The organism is Aeromonas sp. 82P (assembly GCF_051919365.1).
GTDB lineage: Bacteria > Pseudomonadota > Gammaproteobacteria > Enterobacterales > Aeromonadaceae > Aeromonas > Aeromonas veronii.
The window spans coordinates 1,630,437-1,649,225 of sequence record NZ_JBQBEV010000001.1; the positions used below are offsets into that span (position 1 = coordinate 1,630,437).

An 18,789-nucleotide genomic window follows, 5' to 3' on the forward strand; every position below is an offset into this window, starting at 1 on the left:
GGAGTTAAAAATGAAAAAGATTTTATTGGTATGTGATATGGGCATGTCTACCAGTCTGGTAGTGAAAAAAATGCAGGATGTAGCGGCCCGCCGTCAACTTGAGATCGACATTCAGGCCAAAGGCATGCAGGAGTTCAAAGAAGCCATACAGTCGTTTGACTGTGCACTGCTGGGCCCGCAAATTAGCTATAAATTGGCAGCTTGCAAGGAACAAGCCGCTCAATATGGTAAAAAAGTCGAGTCTATCAATATGATGCACTACGGGATGCTGGATGGGGAAAAGATCCTCGACCATGCGTTGACGCTGATCTAAGGAGCAATCATGGAGCTCGAAGAACAGGTCATGACCCTGATTGTCAGTGCAGGTAGTTGCCGCAGCATGTTGATGGAGGCCATGAGGCATTCACGTAACGGGGAGTTTGAACAAGCGGAGCAGTTGGTCGAGCAGGCGCGGGGCGCGCTTCACGCCGCTCACGCAGTGCAAACACAACTGATTGAAGCCGATGCAGGGGAGGGAAAACTGCCCGTCCAGATCGTGATGGTACATGCTCAGGACCATGTGATGAATGCGGTCCTGCTGATGGATTTGACTCAGGAGATGATCGCGATCCATCGTCGTTTACCCCCTGTGGCGACAAGCTGCAGTCCATCCGCGGCAATCGCCTGCTAACGGTATTTCTGCTGCCACACTTAAGGTCAAAAGAGGGAGGCATCAGGCCTCCCTCTTCTCATTACCGTGACATACAACGCTGAGGATTTTGGTCTATCAGCCATGCCTAGTCTTGTGGCTGCAGTTGGCGGATGTAGGTGCTCGGCGTAAGGTTCTTCAAGCGATTTCGCAATACCCTGTGGTTGAGAATATCTTCGTACTCAAGTAACACGGCTCCTAGGCTAAGGCGTTTGTCAAAACGCTCACCAGCTAGAATGTCTGCCAGTGATTTAGAGCATGTAGTCGAGTCGAACAACTCGTTTGATATTGGCAAAGAGGCTGACGTCACCGATGTGCATAGCGTGTTGGCAATAGCCTGAACGTCGGGGAGTGGACTGGTGACCTCAATGCTTTTGATCGTGTAGGGCAGTTCTGCTTGCAAATAGTTGACGAAACCATTCAGGGTCTGCCCTTTCTCGTCTGGCGCACAGAGGGCAAATGAGAGATGGCCGGTTAATTGTTCTGTGAGCATCAGCAGCAAAGACTGATTGGCTGTCAGCCCAGCTGGGAGGTAGACAGCATCCAGCCACATTCTCCCTAATCCCGATGCCGGATCAGGCTTTTTTAACCGATCTTGTTGATGCTTTTGTAGACAGCGACTCAGGCCTGCCCGTGAGACGTCGGCGCGGATCAGTAAACGCGTGACCTCCAGAAGTTCATCAAGAGACAGGTGCAGCCGATGGCGGAGAAACAATACCAGCCACTCCTGCTCCGGCTGCAGCTTGCGATGGATAGTTCGTGGTCGATGGGATTTGTCATAACAATCCTCACGATTGCGCCAACGTCTTACTGTATCAATCGAGATGTTCAGCTCTTCGGCTAGCGCTGCATCCGACTTGGTAGACGTCTGGATATACTTGCGGGTCCGGGGCGTTGTGGTTGCGTTCTGGTGCAGCTTTATTTCCATCTTGCGTACTCTTGGACTAACCGTGCGGGCCGGGCGAAAAGAGGTGAGATTATATCGTAATAAACGGTATCTGACATATCGGCCATGGGCTGGATGGTGAAGTCAGCGTAGCCTGGATATAAACAATCAATAACGAGTATCAGCTCACATTGCATCTCCAATGCAACCCATTGCCGTACTGACCGGGCTTGTGGCAAAGGTGAGCGGCTCTGCTCCAAGGGAAATTGCGGCGAGGGAGTCAGTGCAGTGAGAGGAGCGGGCACCAAGGGGGAAAAACCGACCCCGGAGTGGCTCCGGGGTCGGTGGGGGATGGCGTCAGATCCGCCCCTGATAGCGCAGGGGGAAGCGGCCCTGACTGTCGGGCTGGCCGAGGAAGGGGAGCCCTTGCTGCATCTGCGGCGGCAGTTCGGGGCCCGGCTTCAGGGTGCCCTGGAACAGGTACTGGCCATAGGCTTGCAGCTCGAGGCGACCCATGGTCTGCACCGCATCTGAGCCCTGCTTGAGTTCGGCCACCAGTCTGGAGTCGAGGCAGGTGAGTTTCAGCTCGGGGTCGGCCAGATCCAGCTTGCCCGCCGGAGTATCGGCGCTGGCGTTGTACCAGTCGAGGTTGCCGTAGAGGTTGTCACACCAGGGGTTGCCCTGGGCAAACTGCTCCACTTTAAGCTGCAGCTGACCGGTGACGGTGAGCGGGATCGGCAGGCGCATCGGCACCCGGCTCAGCAACCAGGGGGCGGGGGCGTTGAGGGTCAGATCCCGGCCGAAGGCGGCGCCATTCCAGCCGACAACGCCTTGACCATTGAGGCCGTTGCGATCGCCAAAGCGAATGGCCACTTCGGGGGCGAAGCGCAGCAGCGACCAGCCGTTGAGATCCCAGCGCAGCTGGCTCACCGATTCGCTGGCATATTGCAGCCGGGCGATCTGGCCGCTCCAGAGGGTGCCGCTCACCCCTTCCAGTTTCAGCAGATTGGTGACGTTGGCAGGCAGCGGCAGATAGCGTGCCACCAGCGCCGCAGGCAGGGTCGCCAGCAGGAAGACGAAGTAGGCTGCCAGAAACAGGCTGGCAATCAGGATGCGCTTTTTCATTGGGGACGACTCAACTGCAAACGTCTGACCTTGACCAGACCCGGGGCCAGGTCCTCGCGGGCGATCTCGATGATTTGCACCTGAATGCCATGCTGCTCCACCAGGGTGGAGAGCCAGAGCAGCAAGTCATCGAACTGGACCGTGTCGATCCACACCTGCAGCTCCTGCGCCTGGGGTTGCAGCCGGGCAATCTTGATCTTGTGGTTGAAGGCGGTGCGGTTGACCACCCCTTCCAGGGTGCCGCTGGTGTCGATCTGGCGACCCGAGCCACCCTGCATGGCCAGCACCTCTTCACCCTTCTCCTTGAGCCAGGCGAGGGTCTGCTGCTGGTTCTGCACCTGCCGCTCCCGCTCGGCAATGCGATTATTGATCGGTTGCCAGACGCTCCAGTAGAAGAGACCGACCAGCAACAGGGCACCACCCGCGACCACCAGCCGCTGTTCCCGTGCTGTGATGCCGTGCCACCAGCTCTGCAATTTTTCCATCATGATGATTTACCCTTGAGCACCAGTGCGCCCTCTACCTTGCCCTCGGTGCTGCGCACCTCGCCCTGTTGCACCTCGAATTGCTTGCCTGCCAGCTCGCGGAACCGCTCGATCTCGGCAAAGCCGGGAGCGGTGACTTGCAGCCGCAGCTCGCGGCGACTGGCATCAAAGCGCATCACCTGTGGCTTGAGGCCGGGCACTTCGGCAAAGGTCGGGGCCAGCTCGGTGAGCATCAGCAGTACGCCGTTTTGCGGGGCCTGTCCCATCTGTTGCAGATGCTGGGTCATCTGGCTGCGCACGTTCACGATGCGGCTCTCCCCCGGGAAGATGCGGGTATAGACGGCACGGATCTCCGCCTTGAGCGCCTTGTCCTGCTCTGCCAGTTGATGCAGCTGGACACCGCGCTGGACGAGTGCCACCACCAGCAAGAGCGCGGCGGTAATGGCCACCTTGCGCCACTGCAACCAGTAGCGGGCATATTCGGTCTGTGGCCGGTAGGGGCCGGTCAGCAAGTTGGCGCGGCAGGTGAGGGCCGCCTTGGCCAGCAGCAGCATGGGGAGCTCGGGCTCGGCCGGCAGCCAGTTGGCCGCCGCAATGGCAGGCGCCGGGGTATGGCTGTGAATGGTAACGGGTTCGGCTTCGGCGGCCAGCAAGATGGCCAGCAGCGACTCGTCGGCCACAATCCCCTGACAGGCGTTCTGGCGGATCAGCCACTCGGCGCCGAGCTGCAGGGCAGACCAGCCCTCTGCAGCCTGCGGCAGTGCCAGCACATCGGGCAGCAGTTGCTGACTTCTAAGGCCGGCAGCGTCGAGCCAGCCGAGCCACTCGGCCATCTTCTGGCGATCCACCGCCATCAGGTCGACCTGCGGGCCGTCGTGGGCCAGCACCACCAGATGCAGCTCATCCACGTCGGAGGCGATCTGCTCTTCAAGCAGATAGGGCAGGGCCGCCGCCGACTGGCGGTTATAGCGTCCCGGCAGGGTAACGCGGCGGAAGATCAGATCGCTGCCCGGCACCAGGGTAACCACGGGGCGGCCGCCAGCGCGCTCCTGCAGCTCGGCCAGCGCGTCAGCACAGGGGAGCTCGCCGGAGGCGATGATCTCCTGCTCCTGACTCGACCAGACCAGCCATGCGACCGGTTGTTGTTTGGTGGTCCCCAGACGGATGACCAGACTCTCGCTCACGCATCTCTCTCCTGCGATACCGGTTCGCGCGGGCCAGGCCAACGCAACCGGTGCGCAGCCCGCAGGCTGCATCCAATGTTTGCCCTGTCGGGAGTTGCTCCCGCCAGCGCTTGTTTATTCGGTGCCGCTATTGAGGCGGCGCAGCATGACCAGCTTGTTGTCCTTGCCCCGCTGGAAGATGCTCTCCAGCCAGGCGCGGTTGTCGCCGACCTCGGCAACCACGCGGGCCTCGAAAAAGTCGCTTTTGACCACCAGCGCCTCTTTAAGCCCCTTGACGCTCTCAAGAGGCGCGGGCAGCTGATCCGTCATCAGCTTGGTCTCTTTCCACCCCTTTTTTGGCCGCTCGGTCAGTACCCGCTTGGCGTCATCGCTGCCAATCTTGCCCAGATAGAGGGCTGCCAGCAGCTCGGGGCGTTCCGGCAGCAGGGTGTTGATATTGATCTTCAGCTTGTCGCTTGGCAGCGTGCAGACATAGGGGGCCAGTTTGGCATAGACCCTGGCCGTTACGCCGCGCACCGACCGCAATTCATCCTTGCCCAACATCCACTGGTTGGCGGTGAGGTAAGGTGGCTTGAGTCCCTCGTAGTAGGCATCCTCGGCGCCGAGGCTGGAGACCAGCACCGTATCCTTGTCTGTCCAGTCGCGAATGGCATCGGTGAGCTGGGCCGCCTCGTAATCATCCATCGCCAGCTCCTTGAGCAGGGCGCGAAACACCTGCACCGGATAAGGTTGCTGCGCCAGCTCCTCGCCGCTTCCCGCCTTGGAGGCCACGCTCAGGCTGTTGAGGTTGAAGCAGGATTGCAGGTCGGTCACCTCGCCCTTGAGCTGGCCATCGTCCACCGGAAATACAGTGTTCTTGCGGGCCCAGTTCTGGCTGAGGTTGACCACCTCGGGATTGTCCTTGAAATCCTGCGTCAGCACCTTGCTCACCAGCGCTTCCGCCGAGAGGGCATACCACCATGCCTGTTTGCCGGTGGTGATGTTGGCGGTGCGGCGCAGCTCAAGCTGCAGGCGGCCGCTCATATTGCTGGCGATGATCACCATCACCGAGAGGATCAGCAGCACCACCAGCAGGGCCATACCGCTCTGGCGGCCGGGGCGTACAGGGTTAGTTCGCATTGGCGCTCCCCCCGTTCTGGCTGTCACCATTACCGCCATTGGTATTGCCGTTGCCGCCGTTGTTCCCGTTGTTGTTGCCACCTTGGTCGGGGTTGCTGCTCTGGCTGTTCTCCTCGGCGCGCTGGCCACCGGCACCAATCAGGAACTGGCGGCGAATGGTGCCGTAATCTTCCAGATCCAGCTCCACTGCCAGCCCGTGGGGCAGCACGCTGCGCTGGGTCCACTCCTCTTTCCAGTTGCCCTTGTCGAAGAAGTAGAGGCGAAACGCCGTGACCCCCGTCAGCACCGGCTGGATGCGCGGCTCGGTGCCGATCACCGGATCCGGATAGAGGTAGCTCAGGCGCTCCAGCTTCTGATCCTTGAGGCGCCAGCCGACCCGCTGTAGATGGGAGCGGGGCAGCATGCCGTCCGGGTTGAGCCAGCCGCTGCGCATAAAGGCCATGCCCCAGTCATCGCTCTGCTGGCCGAAGCGGGAAGCCGCCAGCAGCACCTTGTTGTTCTCCCCCTCGATGCGACCGCTGCGCGGCACCATCTGGGTGATGTCTCGCTCCAGCAGGGTGAAGGCGAGCTGCAATTCGTTGAGGCGGGTCTCCTTGCGCTTGGCCACCTCGTCGCTGGTGAGCACCCCCTGCAGCACCTGATAGGCGCCCATGCTGAGAGTGGCGAAGATGGCGATCGCCACCAGCATTTCGAGCAGGGTGAAACCGGCGTGACGGACGGGGCGAGGCGTGCGTGCGGATAGCTGGGTCATCGGCTGATATAGGTCCGCATCATGGCGACCGGGTTCTCGGCCTTGGCCTCGGTACGCACTTCCATATCGAGCGCCCGGAAGTTGTTGTCGGCGGTGGCGACACCGCGATAGCGCCAGTACCAGGTACTGCCCGCCATCTGCTCATCCCCTTCCACCCAGCTGTCACCAGGCCACTTGTTCTCGAGCTTCTGCTGCACCAGCTGGTTCTCCACCACCCAGGTGGCGAGGGTCTTCTGCTCCAGATAGTTGAGGGCCGAGAGGTGTTCGCTGGCGGTTTTCATTACCGCCAGTCCCGCGATGGCAAAGACCGCCAGCGCTACCATGACTTCGAGTAAGGTCATACCGCGGGCGTTCATTCGCTCACCTCTTCATCTTCATCGCCGGTGAGCAGGGTGAGGTGGCCGAACTCGTCCCCCTTGACGATGCGGGTGTAGCGGGCATCCTCATCCTGCTGGGTGAAGGTGAGCACGAACGGGCTCAGCTCGCCGCCCGGGAAAATAAGCAGTTGTGGCGTGCGCTCCTTCTCGTCGCGCTTCTGTTCGGTTTTCTCGTCGGGGTCGGGCTGCCAGCCGAAGCCTTCCAGCTCCAGTGCCAGCGTCATGTTCTCGGCCAGTTGTACCGGCCCCAGCTGCTTGTCGCCAGTCAGGGCCAGCCACTTGCGATCCTTGGCCTGACGCTGCATAAACTGCCAGCCGTTATCCTCGATGCGAATGCCTACCAGCCGACCATCCATCACCGCATACTCCTGCGCCAGCTGCAGCGTCGCCATCAGGCGACGCGCCTGCTTGTCCAGCTCCCGATCCCCTCTGGCGCCTCCCATACTGAGAGTGACGGCGGTGGCCACTAGTCCCATCAGCATGGCGACCAGCAGCACCTCCAGCAGAGTAAAGCCGGATTGGCGATGAAAGGAGAGAGAGCGCTTCATGCAGTCAGCTCACAAGGAGTGCGGTGGCGACATATCACTTATTGGAAATCCTTCAGGTTCCAGTTGCCGATGTCGTCATCGGTACCGGCTTCACCATCCAGACCCATGGAGAAGATGTCGATCTTGCCGAACTGGCCTGGGCTCAGCAGCTGGTACGGGTTGCCCCAGGGATCTTGCGGCAGGCGCTTGATGTAGCCGCCATCGCGGTAGCTGCGCGGCGCCGGATCGATAGAAGGCTTGGTCACCAGCGCGTCCAGACCCTGTTCGGTGGTCGGGTAGCGGTTGTTGTCCAGCTTGTACATGTCGAGGGCATTTTCCAGCGCCACGATATCTGAGACCGCTTTCTGCTGGTCAGCTTTCTCCTTGTTGCCCATCAGGTTGGGCACCACCAGACTGGCCAGAATGCCGAGGATCACGATGACCACCATGACTTCCAGCAGGGTAAAACCGGATTGACGACGTTTGTTCATGAGTTGCTCCGTAACGAATGAGATGGGATAGCCCATCAGAGAGTGATCACTGGGTGGGTTCGACGGGCCGCCAGCGGCGCCACCGAACGCCGGAAACTTACATATTCACCATATTGTTGAGCTCGAGGATCGGCTGCAGGATCGACATCACGATAAACAGCACCACCCCGGCCATGGAGACCACCAGCATGGGTTCGAACACCCCGAGGGCGATATTGACCTGGGATTCAAACTCCCGATCCTGGTTGTCTGCCGCCCGCTCCAGCATGCTGTCGAGCTCGCCGCTCTGTTCGCCGGAGGCGATCATGTGCAGCATCATAGGCGGGAAAATCTTGGTCTCGGTCAGCGACTTGCGCAGACTGGTCCCCTCGCGCACCCGTTCGGCGGCTTCGAGAATGCGCATTCTGGCAAAGTCGTTGGAGAGCACTTCGCCGGAGATCTTCATCCCCTCCAGCAGCGGTACCGCACTGGCGTTGAGGATGCTTAACGTGCGAGCGAAGCGGGCGGTGTTGAGACCGCGGCTGACCCGGCCAATCACCGGCAGGCCGAGCAGCACCTGATGCCAGCGTCGGCGACGCTTTTCATCGGTGAGCCACCAGCGCCAGACAAAGCTGCCAAGGAAGATCAGCAGCAGGAACCAGAGGCCGTAGGCCTGCATCAGTTCGCTGGTACCGATGAGAAAGCGGGTGGTGCCCGGCAACTGTTGACCCATGTGTTCAAACTGGGCCACCACCTTGGGTACCACGGCGGTAAGGAGGATCGAAATAACCCCGATAGCGACACAGGTGAGCACTATGGGGTAGATCATCGCCTGCAGCAGCTTGGTGCGCATATGCTGGCGCTGCTCGGTGTAGTCGGCGAGGCGGTTGAGCACCTTCTCCAGATGGCCCGATTTTTCACCGGCCGCCACCATGGAGCGAAACAGCTGGTCGAACACATGGGGAAAAGCCCCCAGCGAGTCGGCCAGCGAATAGCCTTCCACCACCTTGCTGCGCACAGTGGCCACCAGAGATCGCAAGTGGGCCTTTTCGCACTGCTCGGCTACCGCTTTGAGCGCCTCTTCGATGGTGAGACCGGCCCCCACCAGGGTCGCCAGCTGGCGAGTGATCAGAGCCAGCTCGGCAGTGCTGGCACCGCGCCGAAACAGGGCGAAGCGGTTCGCCTCCCGTTTCGCCTTCTCGGTGGTCTCGTTCACCTCGAGGGGGGTGAGCCCCTGTTCGCGCAGCAGCTGGCGCACTTGGCGGGCCGAGTCGCCCTCCATCACACCGCTCTTGCTGCGTCCCTTGTTGTCGAGGGCCTTGTATTCGAATGCCGCCATCTCAATCTTCCCGGGTCACGCGCAGTACCTCTTCGAGGCTGGTCTGCCCCTTGAGGACCTTGTCGATGCCGTCACGGCGGATGCTGGGGGTGTGGCCGCGGATCAGCCGCTCGATGGCGAGCTCGCCGCTGGCGCTGTGAATGGCTTCACGCACTGCTTCGTCGATCACCACCAACTCGTGAATGCCGGTCCGGCCACGGTAGCCGGTGTGGTTGCACAGCTCGCACCCGACCGGACGCCACACCTGCTGATCGGGAGCCAGCTCGATGCCCATGGCGAGGCGCTCCTGCTCGGTGATGGGACGCGGGGCGCGGCAATCGGGGCAGAGGGTGCGCACCAGCCGCTGGGCCAGTACCGCCAGCAAGGAGGAGGAGAGCAGGAAGGGCTCGATCCCCATGTCACGCATCCGGGTGATAGCGCCGATGGCGGTGTTGGTGTGCAGGGTCGACATCACCAGGTGGCCGGTCAGCGACGCCTGTACCGCGATCTGGGCGGTTTCAAGGTCACGAATTTCCCCCACCATCACCACATCCGGGTCTTGACGCAGGATGGCGCGCAGGCCGCGGGCGAAGGTCATGTCCACCTTGGTGTTGACCTGGGTCTGGCCCACCCCTTCGAGGTCGTATTCGATAGGGTCTTCCACCGTCAGAATGTTGCGATCCCGCGAGTTGATTTCAGACAGCGCCGCATAGAGGGTGGTGGACTTACCGGAACCGGTCGGGCCGGTGACCAGAATAATGCCGTGGGGCTTGCGAATAAGCTCGCTGATGATGGTGCGGTTGGCCGCGGTCATCCCCAGCTGCTTGAGCTCGAGGCGCACGTTGTTCTTGTCGAGCAGACGCAGTACCACTCGCTCGCCGTAGCTGGACGGCATGGTGGAGACCCGCACGTCGACGGCGCGACCGCCGATACGCAACGAGATACGGCCATCCTGCGGCACCCGTTTCTCGGCGATATCCATCCGCGACATCACCTTGATCCGCGAGACCAGCAGTGATGCCAGCTTGCGATGGGGGCGCAGGATCTCCCGCAGCACCCCATCGATGCGAAAGCGGATTACCAGCGCCCGCTCGAAGGTCTCGATATGGATATCGGAGGCCTCCTCCTTGATCGCCTCGCTCAACATGGCGTTGATGAGACGAATGATGGGGGCGTCGTCATCGGCGTCCAGCAGATCTTCGCTCTGGGGCAGCTCTTCGGCCAGGGCGAAGAAGTCCATCTCGTTGCCGAGATCTTCCATCAGCTGGCGCGCCTCGGAGGAGTCGCGCTGATAGTGGGCCATCAGCAGCTCTTCGAAGGCCTCGTTGTCGAGCTGCTCCACCGCGAAGCTGCAACCCGCGACCCGCCGCACTTCCAGCAGGGCCTGCGGGGTGACGCCGGGGCGGCACTGCAGCACGGGGGCGCCGTCCCGCTCAATCAGGATCACCCCGAAATTGCGGGCAAAGACAAAGGGGAGCTCGGGCAGTGGCGCAGGCCCGACGCTTCCATCCAGATGGTAGGCACTCATCAGGGCTTACTCTGCACAAACGGGGCGGTGGTCTCGACAGTGCTTTGCTGTCTGCTCCGCATCTCGTTGATCTGCTTCTGGATCTCTTTTTGCAGCTCGGGCGACACCATCACATCCTGGCCATAGGCAGGCAATACCTGACGGGCGGGGGAGGTGAGATACCCCTCCTGCGAGGCGGCATTGAGCTGCTCGGCGCGGAACAGGCTGTATTTGTTGCTGGAGACACCGGTATAGACGTCCGCATCACGCAAGATGGTCGGCCGGATAAAGACCATCAGGTTGCGCTTGGAGGTGGTGTTGGAGGTAGAGCGGAACAGATAACCCAGCACCGGGATATCGCCCAGCAAGGGCACTTTGGAGACCTGCTCCTTGGTCTGTTCGTCCATCAAACCGCCCAGCACCACAGTTTCGCCACTTTTGACCAGCACCGCGTTCTTGACGGTACGGGTGTCGAAGGTGGGGCCAAGGTTGGCAGTACCGGTCGCCTGGGTCTGGGCGACGCTGGAGACCTCCTGCTCGATATTGAGCAGCACCGAATCCCCTTCGTTGATCTGCGGGGTCACCACCAGCTTGGTGCCCACCGTCTTGCGCTCGATGGTGTTGAACACCTGATCGCTGGTGGTGGAGCTTTGCGAACCGCTCTGGACCGGGACCTCCTGACCGACGTTGAAAGAGGCCTCCTTGTTGTCCATGGTGACGATACTCGGGGTGGAGAGAATATCGTTCTTGGTATTGGAGGCCAGCGCCGTGGCCAGCATGGCCCAGTCGCCGTGATAGAAACCGGCGGCCATGCCGTTGAACTCTTTCAGCAGACCGGCAGCGGTGTCGGTCTTGCCATTCTGGTAATCCTTGCCCGCCGCAATGGCGCTGCCGAGAGGCAGACCTGAGTTGGTGAACTGGGTGCCACCGCCGTTGGCATTGCCCCACTGGACGCCAAGGGTGAGGCCGTCGCCATCCTGCATCTCGACGATGATCGCCTCCACCAGCACCTGGGCGCGGCGGATATCGAGCTTGGCCACCACCTGCTCCAGTTCGGACATCACGTCCGGCTGGGCGGTGATGACCAGCGCATTGGTAGTCTCGTCGGCTGAGATGGCCAGCTTGCCTCCGCCGATGCTGGCGCCACCTGTGGTTGCGCCGCCGCCCTTCTTGTCGGCCTCGATGCTGGAGCTAACCCCCTTGAGCACTTCGACCATGTCTTTGGCCTTGCCATATTTGAGGTAGAAGACCCGGGTGTTGCCCTGGCTTTGCAGGTCGCGGTCGAGCTGGCGCACCATCTGGATGATGCGGGCGCGCGCTTTCGGCTCACCACTCACCACCACAGAGTTGGTGCGCTCGTCGGCCACCACCTTGGGGGAGAGCAGCAGGGAGGCGGTGCCCCCCTGCGGGTTGCCATCCTTGTTGAGGTTGGTTACAAGCCGCACCATTTCACCCGCCGAGGCGAACTTGAGCTTGATGATGTCCACATCCTGATCGCCTGCGCGGTCGACCCGGTTCACCACCTCTACCAGACGATTGACCACGGCGGCGCGGCCGGTGATCAGCAGCACGTTGGAGGGCTCGTAGTGCACCACGTTGCCACCACCGGCGTTGTCGTTGAGCTGGCGCAGCAGCGGCGCCAGTTCACGGACCGAGACGTTGCGCACCGGCACTACTCTAGTCACCATCTCGTCGCCGGAGCCCGGGTTGCTGCCATCCACCACCGGAATGGCGGAGGTCTTGGCATCCCGCGAGCGCAGCACCTTGAGCACCCCGTTGTCCATCGGCACCACGGCAAAGCCGTAGACGTCGAGCACGCTCAGGAAGAACTGGTAGTACTGCTCCTCATTGAGCAGGTCGTAGCTGCGCACGTTGATCTTGCCGCGCACCGATGGCTCTATGATGATGGTTTTATTGAGGTTCTTGCCCACCGTATTGATGAACTCTTCAATGTCGGCGTTCTTGAAACTGGCAGAGTATTCGGTGGCCCAGGCTGAGCCCGCCATCATCAGTGCCGCTGCGATAGAGGCCAGACGCCAGCTTTTCCCTTTAGTGGTCATTATTGGTACGACTCCAAATCATTATTCTGACAAGCGCACATAGATGTCGAACTGTTCGCCCTGTCGCTCGACGGTCACTGTCATTTCCGTTGCGCCAGCCATCTGCTGCATCGCCTGCATGGCTTGCATGTTGTCCCGTAAATCCAGCCCGTTGATGCTGATGGCCAAGTCATTGGCCTGCAGCCCGCTCTGGTTGAAAAACTCAGGATTGCTGCCCGGATTGAGGCGATAGCCGGTCATGCGGCCATCCACCTGAACCGGTGAAATATTGAGGTAATCGGTGATCTTGCCCGGATCAGCCATCAGCTCGCTGCGCAGGGAGCCAAGGGGGGCGGCGTTGGTCTGCGGCAGCGGCTTGCCATACTCCTCGCCATCCAGCATCAGGGTCTCGTCGCGGCCATCCCGCTCGATGATCACCCGATCCGGATAGACCTGCCGGATCCGCGCCTGGGTGCCGTCAATCATGTCACCGACCCCGTAGGAGTTCTGGATGCCGGACATGGCGATGATGGCGATGGATTTGGCGGGATCCGAGCTTGCCAACACTCCGTTGAGCTGGGCATTGAGCTGGGTACGCGGCGCATTGGCGGCCACGGCGGCTTTGGCTTGCGCCTTGGGGATCGCCTTGCCAAACAGTGCCAGTCGGCTTACCTCGCCCAGTTCAAGGCGCGGGTTGCTCTGGCCGTTGACCGCCACTGCGGAGGGTTGCCACGGTTGACTGGTTTGCGGGCTTGCCAGGGTGAGCAGACGCCAGGTGAGGGCGGCGCTCTGCTGGGCCAGTATGATCAGCAGCGCCAGAAAGGCCACCTGGGTGACTCTGGTCATGGGAAGCCGCCGGCACTGGGCCAGCAGCATGGTCAAGATGTCATCCCTGAATCGTAGCGTCATATTAATCAACAAATTCCAGGCTCTGGGGCGGCTGCGTATTGTGTACGGCCGGTGGCTGCGACACAACGGGTCCGGGCGCGCCAAACCGTAAAAATGGATATTTCATCACATCGTAAACCTTTGAATGCTCACAAAAGTGGCACTCAGGTGAGGTGCATCCTGCTTGCCAGCGAACATCAGGGTACGGTGCGTACTCATCCTCGCCAATCCTGCAGCGCCTTGAGGGTCACGCTCTGTCCGGCGACCTGCAGCACTATGTATTGCTGGTCGATGGTGGCGAGCACGACTCCCGGGGCGATTTCGCTCCCTTCCCGGTATTCCCGGCCATTGAGCACCACGGCGCGCTTGGCGGGGTTGGAGGAGAACACATGAGAGCCATAGCTCAGCTGCGGTACCTGCTGGCGCACCGACTGGGGTGCCGAGCCCAGCGCCATCAACTGGGCCGGTTGCACGTTGTTCTGGCCGGTGGGGTGTGGCGTCTCCTGCAATGGGGTTTCATTGAGGGCTTTCATCAGCTGCTCGGCCAGACTCAGCGCGGGGGTATTCCCCTGACTGGTCCCTTCGTTTTTGGCTACTGCTCTGGGTTGGGCCACCGGCTCCGGCAGGGGCGGGGGCAGCGGACGGGTCACCATCGCCTTGGGTTCGACCCGCACGAAGGGCGGGGTGATCACCTCTTTCACCTCCACCTTCTCCTCGATGGGGCGCAGGTGGATCAGATGCCAGCCATAGTTAGCGCCCGCCCCCAGCAGCAAGGCCAGGGGAGCCAGCAGCCAGCCGATGCGGCGTGGGCTGCGCTCCTCTTCCCGGGGCATGGGCAAGCCCATGGCCGGAATATGGGCGGAGAGTTGCGGTTGCTGCGCACGGCGCAGCGCCTTGAGCAGGGTAGACATCAGGAGGCCTCCTCCAGTCTGGGCATGGGTTCACCGGAGAGGGCGTTGAGACGCAGCAGGGTGTTGCTGCCCGCGATGCCATCAGGGGTCAGCCCCTGATCCCGCTGGAACTGCTGCAGCTTGTTCTTGAGCTCGCCATCGAAACGGCGCACCTTGCGCTCGGGTTGTTGCAGCGCACGGCTCAGGGCGTTGTCGAGCCACTGGATCTGGGTCTGTCCGGCATTGCTGGCGATCAGGCTGACGCCCCCTTTCGGCATGCGCCAGAGCAGGGTATAGCTGCCACCCCAGTTGTCGCTGAGCCACTGGCGATCCACTTGCCAGCTTTGGTTGCCGATCATCAGGCTGGCCTTGCTTGGCCCCAGATTGACCAGTGTCGCGTAGTAGAGGCCGCCAGTCTGGTCAGTGAGCGTGATCATGGCGGGATGCTGCAGGGCGCGCAGCTCCTCGAGGCTTGCCTCTCCCTCCTGGCAGCGCAGACCGGCGCGAGGGGCGTTGTCACAGGTGGCATCGAACGGTTCCGGTTCATAGCCCCAGACCCGATAGAGATTCTGCATGGCGCTCTCGGGGTCGAGGGCCTGATTGATCGCCTCGGTTAACTGTTCCTGTTGTTCGGCGGTCTCGTCAACGGTGACAGGCACCTCGACCTTGACCACAGGCCGTTCGGGGAATACGCCGAAAAATTGCCAACCCCACCAGCCTGCAGCTACCAGCAAGGCGCCAGCCAGTGTCACCATCAGACCGGAAAGCCAGCTCCCCTCATCACGGACGCCGCTCACCTCGAACGCTGCCTGGCTGATGTCGCCATGAACAATCTTGTAGCTGCCACGGGCGAAGGCGGCGAGCAGGGCGCGATCGCAGATGAGGTTGAGCAGGCGCGGAATGCCGCCGGAGAGCCGATGCAGCGTCTGGATCGCTCTGGGGGTAAAAATGGGCTGCACACAACCGGCTACTTGCAGCCGGAAGCGGACGTAGGCATCCACATCGGTGGCGGAGAGGGGCAGCAGGTGGTAGCGGGCGGTGATGCGCTGGGCCAGTTGGCGCAACAGGGGCTGGCGCAGCATCTGTTGCAGTTCGGGTTGGCCGATCAGCACGATTTGCAGCAGTTTTTTCTCGTCGGTTTCCAGGTTGGTGAGCAGACGCAACTGCTCCAACACCCCGGGCAACAGATGTTGGGCCTCGTCCACCAGTACCACGCTGCGCTTGCCTGCGGTCAGGTTGGCCAGCAGGTGGTCGCGGATCAGGTCGAACAGTTGCTTGATCCCGGCCTCGGCGGGGTAGGGGAGTTGAAACTCGTCGCAGATGGCTGCCAGCAGATCCCGTTCGGTCAGGGAGGGGTTGAGGATGTAGGCGATCTCGGTATCTGCTGGCAACTGCTGCAGCAGGCAACGGGAGACGGTGGTTTTGCCGGTGCCCACTTCGCCGGTCAGCAGCACAAAGCCGCCACCATCCTGCAATCCGTAGTTGAGGTGAGCAAGGGCTTCGCCGTGGCGCTCACTCATATAGAGGTATTTGGGATTGGGCGAGATGGAGAAAGGCGGTTCCGATAGGCCGAAGAACTGTGTGTACATGAGGGGATTCTTTTGTAGCCGGCGACAGATAAGAAATGTCTCCGGATGATAGCAAACCTCGAATTCATTGGAAGCCATCATTGGCGCCGGAGGGCAAATTGCGGCCTTTTCCTGCCATCTTGTGATCCCGGTTGCGTCATCGGCACGAATCCGGATCACAAAATGACAAAAAATAGCTGTAAATAAAGGGAAATATCAATATGGGGACGGCGTGGCAAAGGCCGTCAGCATGGTGCTGAGTCGGCCATGGTCAGACCTGTTTGTGTACAATTTATGACGCCGGTTGCCCTGTCAGCCATCAGGGCAAGCTGGTCGGCATGTACTTGCTCAGTGGTGATCCTGAAACTGCGCGGCAATCTCCCTGAACTGCGCTTCGCAGGCGAGAAACGCCGCGACAATGCCGGGATCAAAATGGCTGCCGCTCCCCTTCACGATGATCTCCTTCGCTTCCTCATGGCTGAAAGCAGGTTTGTAGACTCGTTTCGAGATGAGGGCATCGTAGACATCTGCTACCGCCATCAAACGCCCGGAGAGGGGAATCGCCTCACCCGCCAGCCCAGCCGGATAGCCGCTGCCATCCCACTTTTCGTGGTGGGTGAGGGAGATCTCCCGGGCCAGCCGCAAGAAGGAGTTGGAGCCTAGCTGCGCCTCGGCACTCGCCAGCGCATCGGCGCCGATCTGCGGGTGGCGCTTCATGATGGCGAACTCTTCGTCGGTCAGCTTGCCCGGTTTGAGCAGGATGGCATCGGGAATGCCCACCTTGCCCACATCGTGCAGCGGGGCCGACTTGAACAGCAGATCGATGGTGGCGTCATCGAGCGGATAGCGATCCCAATCACTGCGACTGAGGTATTGCGCCAGCGCCTTCACATAATGCTGGGTGCGGATGATATGGGCGCCGGTCTCGTTGTCCCGGGTCTCCGCCAGCGAGGCGAGGCCAAGGATGGCCACGTCACGGGTCAGGTTGAGCTCGTCGCTGCGGGATTTCAGCTCACCGATCATCTGATTGGTGCTGGCGGCGATAAGGCCAAACTCGTCATCCCGGGTGACCGGCACCCGGGCGTCGAAGTCACCACACTGTACTCTGGCCATTGTGCTGGTCTGCTGGCGCAGGGATAGGCCGAGATTGCGACCATAACCGTGAATAATGAGGGCGAGATAACAGAAGGTCACCGTCATCACGAAGGCGATCTCCCACAGGATGTAGTGCTGGGCATCGACCCTCGGCAGGCTGCGCTCCACCGTCACCAGCCACTCCAGATCCTTGTTGAACAGCAAGAAGAAGACGCCTCCCTGCAGGGTGAGGGTCGCCAGAGTAAAGAGGGTGAACTTGCGTGGCAGCGGCATGGCCAGCGGGTGGCTTAGTGCCAGGCTCTGCTCGGCTTGCCGTGCTCTGGCCCGATGCAAGTCTCGCTCCAGAGTCAGATCGGCCGCTACCAGAAAGCCGAGGGTGGTCATCCCCAGCAGCACCTTGAGGTGACTCTCCAGCGGGAAGTTGTGGGCCAGGGCGTTGTAGCCCGAGAGCAGCAGTGCCCCCAGCAGGTAGAAACCCACCTCCAGTCCAAACCCGTCCAGCCCGTTGCGCGGCAGGGGCCGCCTTGAGAGCAGCCAATTGCGTACGGCGAACATGATGGCGAACGTCACCAGGGTCGGCCCCAGCAACTGGGGCAGGGTGAGACTCTCGAGAAACGGGCAAACCTGCCAGCCATAGAGACAAAATAGTGACAGGGTTACCCCGTAGTGCAGGGCGCAGCGCCCCGTGATCCTCTGCATATTCCCACCCATGTTGCTGGTTATTGTTATGTCGGCGGGAGGCCCGCCATTACAGGCGCCGCAGCAGCAGGCTACCGATGGAGTAGCCAGCGCCAAAGGAGCACAGTACGCCGCGAGCCCCCGCAGGAAGGTCGCGATTGTACAGATGAAACGCGATGATGGAACCCGCCGAGCTGGTATTACCATAGCTATCAAGAATGACCGGCGCCTCCTGCTGGCTGGCATCGTGGCCCAGCAGCTTGCGACCGATGAACTGGTTCATAGTGAGGTTGGCCTGATGGAGCCAGAGCCGGTTCAGGCTCTCGGCGGGCCAGCCCTGCTCATCGAGCTGGTTGGCTATCTGGTCGCACACCAGCGGTAACACCTCCTTGAACACCTTGCGCCCCTGCTGGCGAAACAGCTTGTCGTCACTGTAGCGGGTACGCGGGCTCAGCCGGTTCAGAAAGCCGAAGTTGTTGCGGATGTTGTTGGAGTATTGGGTCACCAGCTTGCTGGCCACCAGTTGCCACGGGTTGGCCACCTTGCAATCTTCCGCTCGCTCCAGCAGCACCGCGGTGCAGGCATCGCCGAAGATAAAGTGACTGTCTCTGTCCCGGAAATTGAGGTGTCCCGAGCAGATCTCCGGATTGACCACCAGCGCCACGTTGGCGGTGCCTGCCGCCAGCATGTCGGCGGCCGTCTTGATGCCGAAGGTGGCAGACGAGCAGGCCACGTTCATGTCAAAGGCCATGCCGCTCGCCCCCAGATAGTGCTGCAGCTCGATGGCCAGCGCCGGGTAGGGGCGCGGCATGTTGGAGGCGGCCACGATCACCAGATCGATCTCACCCGGCTCGCGGCCGGCGGCGATCAGCGCCTGCTCGGCGGCGGCCACCGCCATCTCCACCATGATGGAGGGCATCTCATCGGGCCGCTCCGCCAGCAGCGGCTGCATGATGTCGGGGTTGAGCACTCCCTCTCGGCTTACCAGATAACGGCTCTTGATGCCGGACGCCTTCTCGATGAACTCGCAGCTGGAGTGCTGCTTGGCGGGGAGCTGGCCGGCATCGATGGCGGAGGCGTTCTCCTCGTTGTAGAGATCCACATACTGGTTGAAGGCGGCCACCAGCTCTTCATTGCTGACGGCAAAGGGTGGGGTATAGAGGCCTGAGCCACTGATCACGATAGAGGTCATCT

The 18,789-nt window shown here is 61.2% G+C and carries 18 protein-coding genes and 1 pseudogene; 2 read left to right on the forward strand and 17 right to left on the reverse strand.

Translation table 11 applies throughout. The annotated features are described in order from the left end of the window. The first annotated feature begins 10 nt into the window (after positions 1-10). Entirely contained in the window at positions 11-313 is a 303-nt protein-coding gene (locus ACTG2S_RS07635; RefSeq protein WP_075113450.1) for a PTS sugar transporter subunit IIB, read from the forward strand. A gap of 9 nt (positions 314-322) precedes the next feature. Next, positions 323-670, forward strand: coding sequence for a PTS lactose/cellobiose transporter subunit IIA (locus tag ACTG2S_RS07640; RefSeq protein WP_439982254.1), 348 nt, complete (start codon positions 323-325; stop codon positions 668-670). Positions 671-776: 106 nt separating this feature from the next. Here the strand turns inward: ACTG2S_RS07640 and ACTG2S_RS07645 are convergent, their stop codons facing one another. From ACTG2S_RS07645 to ACTG2S_RS07725, 17 genes and pseudogenes are all read right to left on the reverse strand, one after another. Then, positions 777-1,616: a hypothetical protein gene (locus ACTG2S_RS07645; protein ID WP_411613966.1), complete on the reverse strand. Its 840-nt coding sequence runs from the start codon at positions 1,614-1,616 to the stop codon at positions 777-779. 315 nt (positions 1,617-1,931) lie between these two features. Next, on the reverse strand, positions 1,932-2,699 hold the full coding sequence (gene exeN, locus ACTG2S_RS07650; RefSeq protein WP_439982256.1) for a GspN family type II secretion system protein ExeN: 768 nt from the start codon (positions 2,697-2,699) through the stop codon (positions 1,932-1,934). Further along, entirely contained in the window at positions 2,696-3,187 is a 492-nt protein-coding gene (exeM, locus tag ACTG2S_RS07655) for a GspM family type II secretion system protein ExeM (RefSeq protein ID WP_275057722.1), read from the reverse strand. The genes exeN and exeM overlap by 4 nt, the downstream gene beginning before the upstream one ends. Then, positions 3,184-4,368: a GspL family type II secretion system protein ExeL gene (exeL, locus tag ACTG2S_RS07660; protein WP_439982258.1), complete on the reverse strand. Its 1,185-nt coding sequence runs from the start codon at positions 4,366-4,368 to the stop codon at positions 3,184-3,186. Before exeL ends, exeM begins: the two co-directional genes overlap by 4 nt. Positions 4,369-4,482: 114 nt before the next feature. Then, positions 4,483-5,487 carry a GspK family T2SS minor pseudopilin variant ExeK gene (gene exeK, locus ACTG2S_RS07665; protein ID WP_439982259.1) on the reverse strand — a complete coding sequence of 335 codons (1,005 nt, stop codon included), beginning with the start codon at positions 5,485-5,487 and terminating at the stop codon, positions 4,483-4,485. Positions 5,488-5,590: 103 nt separating this feature from the next. Beyond that, positions 5,591-6,238, reverse strand: a pseudogene (gene gspJ, locus ACTG2S_RS07670) (type II secretion system minor pseudopilin GspJ); the annotation flags it as partial. Next, positions 6,235-6,594, reverse strand: a complete 360-nt coding sequence (gene exeI / locus ACTG2S_RS07675) for a GspI family T2SS minor pseudopilin variant ExeI (RefSeq protein ID WP_005338301.1) — start codon at positions 6,592-6,594, stop codon at positions 6,235-6,237. The pseudogene gspJ and the gene exeI, both read right to left, overlap by 4 nt. Further along, entirely contained in the window at positions 6,591-7,163 is a 573-nt protein-coding gene (gene exeH / locus ACTG2S_RS07680) for a GspH family T2SS minor pseudopilin variant ExeH (protein WP_274160719.1), read from the reverse strand. Before exeH ends, exeI begins: the two co-directional genes overlap by 4 nt. Positions 7,164-7,201: 38 nt before the next feature. Continuing rightward, positions 7,202-7,633 carry a GspG family T2SS major pseudopilin variant ExeG gene (gene exeG, locus ACTG2S_RS07685; RefSeq protein ID WP_005338297.1) on the reverse strand — a complete coding sequence of 144 codons (432 nt, stop codon included), beginning with the start codon at positions 7,631-7,633 and terminating at the stop codon, positions 7,202-7,204. A gap of 97 nt (positions 7,634-7,730) precedes the next feature. Further along, positions 7,731-8,951, reverse strand: coding sequence for a GspF family T2SS innner membrane protein variant ExeF (exeF, locus tag ACTG2S_RS07690; RefSeq protein WP_274160720.1), 1,221 nt, complete (start codon positions 8,949-8,951; stop codon positions 7,731-7,733). A gap of 1 nt (position 8,952) precedes the next feature. Continuing rightward, on the reverse strand, positions 8,953-10,458 hold the full coding sequence (gene exeE / locus ACTG2S_RS07695) for a GspE family T2SS ATPase variant ExeE (RefSeq protein WP_005338295.1): 1,506 nt from the start codon (positions 10,456-10,458) through the stop codon (positions 8,953-8,955). Further along, positions 10,458-12,497, reverse strand: coding sequence for a GspD family T2SS secretin variant ExeD (exeD, locus tag ACTG2S_RS07700; protein WP_274160721.1), 2,040 nt, complete (start codon positions 12,495-12,497; stop codon positions 10,458-10,460). The genes exeE and exeD overlap by 1 nt, the downstream gene beginning before the upstream one ends. 21 nt (positions 12,498-12,518) lie before the next feature. Then, entirely contained in the window at positions 12,519-13,352 is an 834-nt protein-coding gene (exeC, locus tag ACTG2S_RS07705; RefSeq protein ID WP_274160727.1) for a GspC family type II secretion system variant ExeC, read from the reverse strand. Between the two features lie 227 nt (positions 13,353-13,579). Beyond that, positions 13,580-14,275 (reverse strand): GspB family T2SS assembly factor variant ExeB, encoded by a 696-nt coding sequence (gene exeB, locus ACTG2S_RS07710; protein WP_267512133.1) that lies wholly within the window; start codon positions 14,273-14,275, stop codon positions 13,580-13,582. Next, a complete protein-coding gene (locus ACTG2S_RS07715; protein ID WP_439982262.1) occupies positions 14,275-15,843 on the reverse strand; it encodes an ExeA family protein in 1,569 nt (522 codons plus the stop codon). Before ACTG2S_RS07715 ends, exeB begins: the two co-directional genes overlap by 1 nt. 327 nt (positions 15,844-16,170) lie before the next feature. Further along, positions 16,171-17,616: an HD domain-containing phosphohydrolase gene (locus tag ACTG2S_RS07720; protein ID WP_439982264.1), complete on the reverse strand. Its 1,446-nt coding sequence runs from the start codon at positions 17,614-17,616 to the stop codon at positions 16,171-16,173. Positions 17,617-17,665: 49 nt separating this feature from the next. Beyond that, a complete protein-coding gene (locus ACTG2S_RS07725; protein WP_429138743.1) occupies positions 17,666-18,787 on the reverse strand; it encodes a beta-ketoacyl-ACP synthase III in 1,122 nt (373 codons plus the stop codon). Positions 18,788-18,789: the final 2 nt, after the last annotated feature.

Excerpts from the sequence above, each read along its gene's own strand:
- exeF (WP_274160720.1), bottom strand. The coding sequence starts at position 8,951 with ATGGCGGCATTCGAATACAAGGCCCTCGACAACAAGGGACGCAGCAAG.
- ACTG2S_RS07645 (WP_411613966.1), bottom strand. The coding sequence starts at position 1,616 with ATGGAAATAAAGCTGCACCAGAACGCAACCACAACGCCCCGGACCCGC.
- ACTG2S_RS07725 (WP_429138743.1), bottom strand. The coding sequence starts at position 18,787 with ATGACCTCTATCGTGATCAGTGGCTCAGGCCTCTATACCCCACCCTTT.
- exeH (WP_274160719.1), bottom strand. The coding sequence starts at position 7,163 with ATGAAGCGCTCTCTCTCCTTTCATCGCCAATCCGGCTTTACTCTGCTG.
- exeB (WP_267512133.1), bottom strand. The coding sequence starts at position 14,275 with ATGTCTACCCTGCTCAAGGCGCTGCGCCGTGCGCAGCAACCGCAACTC.
- exeI (WP_005338301.1), bottom strand. The coding sequence starts at position 6,594 with ATGAACGCCCGCGGTATGACCTTACTCGAAGTCATGGTAGCGCTGGCG.
- ACTG2S_RS07640 (WP_439982254.1), top strand. The coding sequence starts at position 323 with ATGGAGCTCGAAGAACAGGTCATGACCCTGATTGTCAGTGCAGGTAGT.
- ACTG2S_RS07635 (WP_075113450.1), top strand. The coding sequence starts at position 11 with ATGAAAAAGATTTTATTGGTATGTGATATGGGCATGTCTACCAGTCTG.
- exeD (WP_274160721.1), bottom strand. The coding sequence starts at position 12,497 with ATGACCACTAAAGGGAAAAGCTGGCGTCTGGCCTCTATCGCAGCGGCA.
- exeG (WP_005338297.1), bottom strand. The coding sequence starts at position 7,633 with ATGAACAAACGTCGTCAATCCGGTTTTACCCTGCTGGAAGTCATGGTG.
- ACTG2S_RS07715 (WP_439982262.1), bottom strand. The coding sequence starts at position 15,843 with ATGTACACACAGTTCTTCGGCCTATCGGAACCGCCTTTCTCCATCTCG.
- exeM (WP_275057722.1), bottom strand. The coding sequence starts at position 3,187 with ATGATGGAAAAATTGCAGAGCTGGTGGCACGGCATCACAGCACGGGAA.
- ACTG2S_RS07720 (WP_439982264.1), bottom strand. The coding sequence starts at position 17,616 with ATGCAGAGGATCACGGGGCGCTGCGCCCTGCACTACGGGGTAACCCTG.
- exeE (WP_005338295.1), bottom strand. The coding sequence starts at position 10,458 with ATGAGTGCCTACCATCTGGATGGAAGCGTCGGGCCTGCGCCACTGCCC.
- exeK (WP_439982259.1), bottom strand. The coding sequence starts at position 5,487 with ATGCGAACTAACCCTGTACGCCCCGGCCGCCAGAGCGGTATGGCCCTG.
- exeN (WP_439982256.1), bottom strand. The coding sequence starts at position 2,699 with ATGAAAAAGCGCATCCTGATTGCCAGCCTGTTTCTGGCAGCCTACTTC.
- exeC (WP_274160727.1), bottom strand. The coding sequence starts at position 13,352 with ATGCTGCTGGCCCAGTGCCGGCGGCTTCCCATGACCAGAGTCACCCAG.